Source organism: Bartonella sp. ML69XJBT, assembly GCF_028618515.1.
Classification (GTDB): domain Bacteria; phylum Pseudomonadota; class Alphaproteobacteria; order Rhizobiales; family Rhizobiaceae; genus Bartonella.
In genome coordinates, this window is the sequence record NZ_JAQITB010000058.1 from 1 (window position 1) to 6,096 (window position 6,096).

General features: G+C 34.1%; 3 protein-coding genes and 1 pseudogene. All 4 read left to right on the forward strand.

Annotated features, from left to right (window positions below; translation table 11 throughout):
• A partial coding sequence (locus tag PVV68_RS09440; protein ID WP_273782956.1) for a type ISP restriction/modification enzyme occupies window positions 1-2,747 on the forward strand: 2,747 nt, incomplete at its 5' end.
• 1,589 nt (window positions 2,748-4,336) lie between these two features.
• Entirely contained in the window at window positions 4,337-4,978 is a 642-nt protein-coding gene (locus tag PVV68_RS09445) for a hypothetical protein (RefSeq protein ID WP_273722176.1), read from the forward strand.
• A 79-nt stretch (window positions 4,979-5,057) separates the two neighbouring features.
• Complete coding sequence (locus PVV68_RS09450; RefSeq protein WP_273782957.1) at window positions 5,058-5,660, forward strand: hypothetical protein; 603 nt, start codon at window positions 5,058-5,060, stop codon at window positions 5,658-5,660.
• A gap of 96 nt (window positions 5,661-5,756) precedes the next feature.
• Window positions 5,757-6,096 (forward strand): annotated as a pseudogene (locus PVV68_RS09455) (hypothetical protein); the annotation flags it as partial.

Here is a 6,096-nt window from a genome sequence, read left to right on the forward strand (position 1 = left end):
TTGCTGAGATTGCACAAAACCATATTACGCATCTTCAAAATCTACTTGCTGATGAAACCAGTGAAGCCTTTCATGCTTTTGATGCCTTTCATAAGGAATTACAGAACAACGTAAATAGTGAAGTCAAACGAGAGGAAGCCATTGAGATGTTAGCACAGCATCTTGTGACACGTCCCGTGTTTGAAGCCTTGTTTGAGGGCAATGAATTTGTACAGAACAATGCCATTTCGCAAGCCATGGACAAGATCTTAAGAGAACTGGATAAAACGAATATTGAAGAAAAAACCAAAGATCTTGATAAATTTTACAAAAGTGTCACGTTCTGTACAGCAGGGATTACCGAAACTCACGCAAAACAGAATCTTATTATCAAGCTTTATGAAAGTTTTTTTGCCAAGGCTTTTAAGAAAACTACCGATAGGCTTGGGATTGTTTATACCCCCGTTGAGGTTGTTGATTTTATCATTCATTCTGTTGATGATGTCTTACGCAATGAGTTTGGAAAAAGCCTAGGTTCACGGGGTGTTTCTATTCTTGACCCTTTTACAGGAACAGGTACCTTTATCACACGGTTATTACAATCCAATCTCATCAAACCAGAGGATATGGAATATAAGTTCCGTCATGATATCCATGCCAATGAGATTGTTCTCTTAGCTTATTACATAGCAGCCATTAACATTGAATCGACCTATCATAGTCTTGTGAAAGGAGATTACATACCGTTCAAGCATATTGGTTTGGCTGATACGTTTCAAACGCTTAAAGAAAAAGACCTTATGGAAGGTATACTCAGAGAAAACAGTGAATATTTAGAACTTCAGAAAAAACTCGATATCAAAGTTATTTTTGGAAATCCCCCTTATTCTGTAGGACAAAAAAATGCCAATGATAATGCAAAAAACACACCCTATCCGATTTTAGATAATCGTATCCGTAAAACTTATATAGCTCATTCAGAAGCAACTAATATGCAAGCGCTCTATGACAGTTATATCCGCGCCATTCGTTGGGCAAGTGACCGTATTGATAATGCTGGGGTAATCGGCTTTGTTTCTGGTTCTGGTTACATAGAAAAGTCTACAATGGACGGTTTACGGAAATCTTTAGCCAAAGAGTTTACGAGTATTTACGTGCTTAATTTACGGGGGGATATTCGTAAAAACATGTTAAGCAATGGAAAAGCTCAAGAAGGAGAAAATATTTTTGGCAATGGTAGCATGACGGGTATTGCTGTCACACTGTTTATCAAAAATCCCAATGTTTCTGGAGAGTGTAAAATTTACTATCATGACATTGGTAATAATCTCACAAGAGAAAAAAAGCTTAAGACAATTAAGAATTTTTGTAGCATTGATGGTATTACACATGAAAACGGTTGGAAAATGATTACACCAGACGAACATGGTGATTGGATCAATCAACGTGATGAAAGTTTTGAAACGTTTTTAGCTATAGGTGACAAGAAAGGGCATGATAAAAAGCTCTTTGAAACTTTTTCATATGGTCTTAAAAGCAATCGTGATGTTTGGGTCTATAATTCAAGCCGTGAATCTCTCACAAAAAACATGCATAATATGATTGCTTTTTATAATAGTGAAGTAGAGCGTTTTAATAATACATACTCACACGCCGATCATAAAACACGTATCAATACTGTAGATGATTTTGTCAATTCTGATACTAGAAAAATTAGTTGGAGCCTTAATCTTAAAAAACAATTGATAAAAGGAAATACTTTTGAATTTGAAGAGGCTTGCCTTACACAAAGTCTATGCCGTCCTTTTATACAACAGTGGCTTTATTATAATCGTACCTTCAATGAAATGCTTCATCAAATTCCGCGTATTTTCCCTATAGAACAAACGATTGAAAATAGAGTTATAAAAGTCGCTGCTGTAGGGGCAAGATGTGGTTTCTCTGTCTTGATGACCAAAAATGTACCTGATGTGAGTGTAATAGATAATAGCCAATGCTTTCCACGGTATATTTACGAAGATACTGAATCTTTAAAAAATAAAAATAAGAAACAATCTCATCTATTTACGAACTCTACAGAAGAAAACAAAATAGCTGGTTTACAAAGGCGTGATGCCATTACGGATGAGGGATTAGCACATTTTAAAGCGGCTTATCCGAATGAAACTATCACGAAAGATGATTTATTCTATTATGTTTACGGTCTTTTACATTCAGAAGATTATCGTACTCGTTATGCTGATAACTTATGCAAAGAATTGCCTCGTATCCCTTGTGTTAAAACTGCTGAAGACTTTTGGAAATTTGTAACAGCAGGGCGTGAACTGGGACATTTGCACGTAAATTATGAAGATGTGGAACCTTATCCAGTGACCTTTAAAAAGGGTAATCCAAAACAGACTGATATTTCTAATCCAGAAAAGTTTTATTACGTGAATGAAATGAAATTCGCAAAAATTAAGAATAGCAAGAAAAAGGATAAATCGACTGTTATTTATAACAGCAACATCATCATAACAGACATTCCTCTTGAAGCTTATGAGTATATCGTCAATGGTAGACCCGCCCTTGAATGGGTTATGGGTCGTCAATGCGTTAAGACTGATAAAAAGAGTGGCATTGTTAATGATGCTAATCGCTATGCTGTTGAAACCATTGGCAACCCTGCCTACCCTCTAGAGTTATTTCAAAGGGTTATTACCGTAAGTTTAGAAACCATGAAAATCGTTAAGAACTTACCAAAATTGGAAATAAGAGAAACTGAATAACTTATAAAGCATGCTCACATAATGGGTATGCTAATTATAAGGGGTATAGAGTCTTATAACCATAATCTATACCTCTTTTATTAAGTTAATTAGATACAATCTTAAAAAGAGTGTTTATATGCGTTATTCTAAAAAAAAGAACATTTGCACTTTTAAACACTGTCATTTGGATTGCTTTAAGACTTATAAGAAATCCCCTCTTAAACAAGATAAGATTTATGTGGATTGCCTCTAAAAGATTATACCGTAATCTCCAAATGATAGCTTTATAGCTTTCAAAAAACCTCTTTAAAGAGAGTTATGTATATTCATTTTGCTTATAGGTTTTGAAGGTTCCTAACACCTTCAAAACACCTTCAAAACATATTGATAGTTGTGTTTTTAGCTTTGTAATATCACTATAGGTTGTTTTTTGAAAAGTTCATAAATCTTAATACATTGAAATATAACAACTTTTATTTTAGATTAAAAAAATATAATAAAGAAGAACCTTCAAAACCTTCAAAACCTTCAAAACTCATAACCATAATAGTCTTGATAGCATTTCTTATGATGATAGCCCCTTTCTTTTGAAAGGCTTTTTAAAGATGTGTTTTTATCATTCTCTCAAATGATCATTTTGTCAGTTCAATTTACAGACACAAACTGACAAATATATATTTACAGTTGTATTTATTTGTTATGCCGTTTTAATAAGTTGTATTTTGAAAAAGAGAGAAAACTTAACATATTGAAATATAATGTTTTTAAATTTCTCTCATTTGAAAAAAATAATAGAGGATCTAAAAAGAACTGACTAAACTGACAAAAGTCTATTAAAAGCGATTTTGTTACTCTCTATAGTTATCAATCTTTCTTTAAAGATTTCATAACAGACAATAAATCACAATTATCATTTCTCTTATGAAAATGAAAAATAATGCGGTGGCTATAAGAGCTATAAGAATATAACAGCTATAGAGAATATATAAAAACAGCAGGCTTTCATAATCATAAGGCAAATGAAAGCATTGGTTATAAAGACAGTCCCTATAAAAGGCTGTTAAGTTGAAAATGTGTTATAAAAGAAATTAACAGAAATCTTTAAAAACCATTTAGTAAAAAACATGATACGTTATAAAGTTAAAAATACGCATCATGAGAGCGTTTTTAAATATTATAAATGCATAGATTCAGAAAATAACGCAATCGTTTTATAAAGCCCATAATATAGCTTTAAAAGCATATAAATACAAAAGAAGCAATTAATAAGAATATGACAAATATACACACAATGCATTTAAAAAAAATAAAAAAATATCAAAAAAGATAAAATAATAATTGACAATAAATACGTATTTTGTTATATAAATAATCAAGTGATGAAAACACTAAACAGTTAGCGAAGAGGTTGCGATAAACCTAATCCTGTTATAAAAACTGACTATCTTTTATGCTGTGATTAGCATATATGATGATTTTGTCGGGTGTGCTTACACTATACAATACCCTTATGGGAAAAGTGTAACAACGGACTAACTGCCGTGTTTTCAACGCCCGGCGCCCTTATGGGCTGTCAATTGAAAACTATTAACAGTTAGGATTTAATTATGACAAATATCTCAAAAAACACCCCCGTTGTTTCTAACATTTCAAATGAAACCGCATCTAATAATAAACAAGAGCCTGCAAAAAAATATGAATTTACAGGTGAAACAATAGAGGTTGGTTTTAATACACTTCACAGAATTAGAGCATTAAGAGATTTTGGTGATGTGAAAAAAGGCGACCTCGGGGGGTATATAAGTAGTGAATACAATTTATCACATGATGGCAATTGCTGGGTCGGGGGTAAAGCAAAGGTTTATCATAATGCGCGGGTTTACGATAATGCCGTTGTAAGTGGTTATGCCCATGTGAACAATGTTGCTTGCATTTATGAAAACGCCCGTGTTTATGGCAAGGCTGTGGTGGCTGGTCAAGTTTATGGCAATGCAGAGGTCTATGGTTTTGCACGCATTTATCCCGATGCTCATATTTTTGAAAATGCTCGCGTTCATTATTACGCTTGTGTCTTTAATGATACAAAAATTTATGGCAATGCGAAAATTTCTGGATATGCTTGTATTTTTGCAAATGTAAAGATTTTTCGCAATGCGGTCATTAAAGGTGATACTTGGGTTCGCAATAATATTGAAGTCTGTAATAAAGAAATTGTCTATAATGATCAGTCATTAAAAGACGCTGCTTAAATAAGCGCGGGCGTCGCGGGGGCGCCCTTCTTTAAACATCTCATTTAAAAATCTAATCTCTTTATAAAGGAATTGTGCTATGCAAAAAAAGTTTGCACTCACAAATGAAACGCGTGTATTTGGTGAATATGTTCTTTATCGCATTAAAGCATTAAAAGACTTTGCTGATGTCAAAAAAGGCGATTTAGGTGGCTTTATTGAAAAGGAAAGCAATCTCTCTCATGATGGCAATTGCTGGGTGTATAATGAGGCTCTTGTATTTAAAAATGGTCGTGTTTATGAAAATGCAAGGGTTTTTGGCAAGGCTATCACTTGTGGGCATGTATACGGTCATGCCCGCGTTTATGACAATGCTATCGTTGCTGGCTATATATATGATAATGCCCATGTCTATGGCAAGGCTGTCATTTCTGATAACTCCCATGTCTATGGTAATGCTCATGTTTATGGGAATGCTATTATTTATGATAAAGCCTCTGTTTATGACAATGCCCGTGTTTATGAAAATGCTCGTATAGCAAATAACGTGCATGTGAGGGAAAATGCCAATATCCATGGCATTGCTGTTATTTGTGAAAATGTCGGTGGGTCTACTGAGGTAAAAACCTATATTGAACGGGTTTCCCCTTATGGGGAATTAGAGATTGTCTATGTCTCTCCAAAAATAAAGCAGCATAATTGAAGGCATGGGCGTGTGGTGCGGGGGCGCCCCTCTTTCAAATTTTCCATTCCAAATTTTAGCAAATGTTTAACACATTCAATTGTGTGAGGTATTCTTATGTGCAAAAAATACGAATTAACTAGAGGAAGCAAAAAAATAAAACATGCTCTGACTAGAAAAACTATCAATCTTTATCGCATTCGGGCTTTAAAAGATTTTGATGATGTTAAGACTGGGGATTTAGGGGGCTTTATTGAAAAGGAAGCTAATCTATCCCATGATGGCAATTGCTGGGTTTATGATAAAGCTTGTGTCTATGGTCATGCCCGCGTTTCTGACAATGCAAAAATACGTCATTATTCTCAAATCTGTGGTCAAGTCTATGGGAATTGTGAAATCTATGGCAAGGCTTTCATCTCTCAATATGCAAAAGTTTATGACCATGCTTGTGTCTATG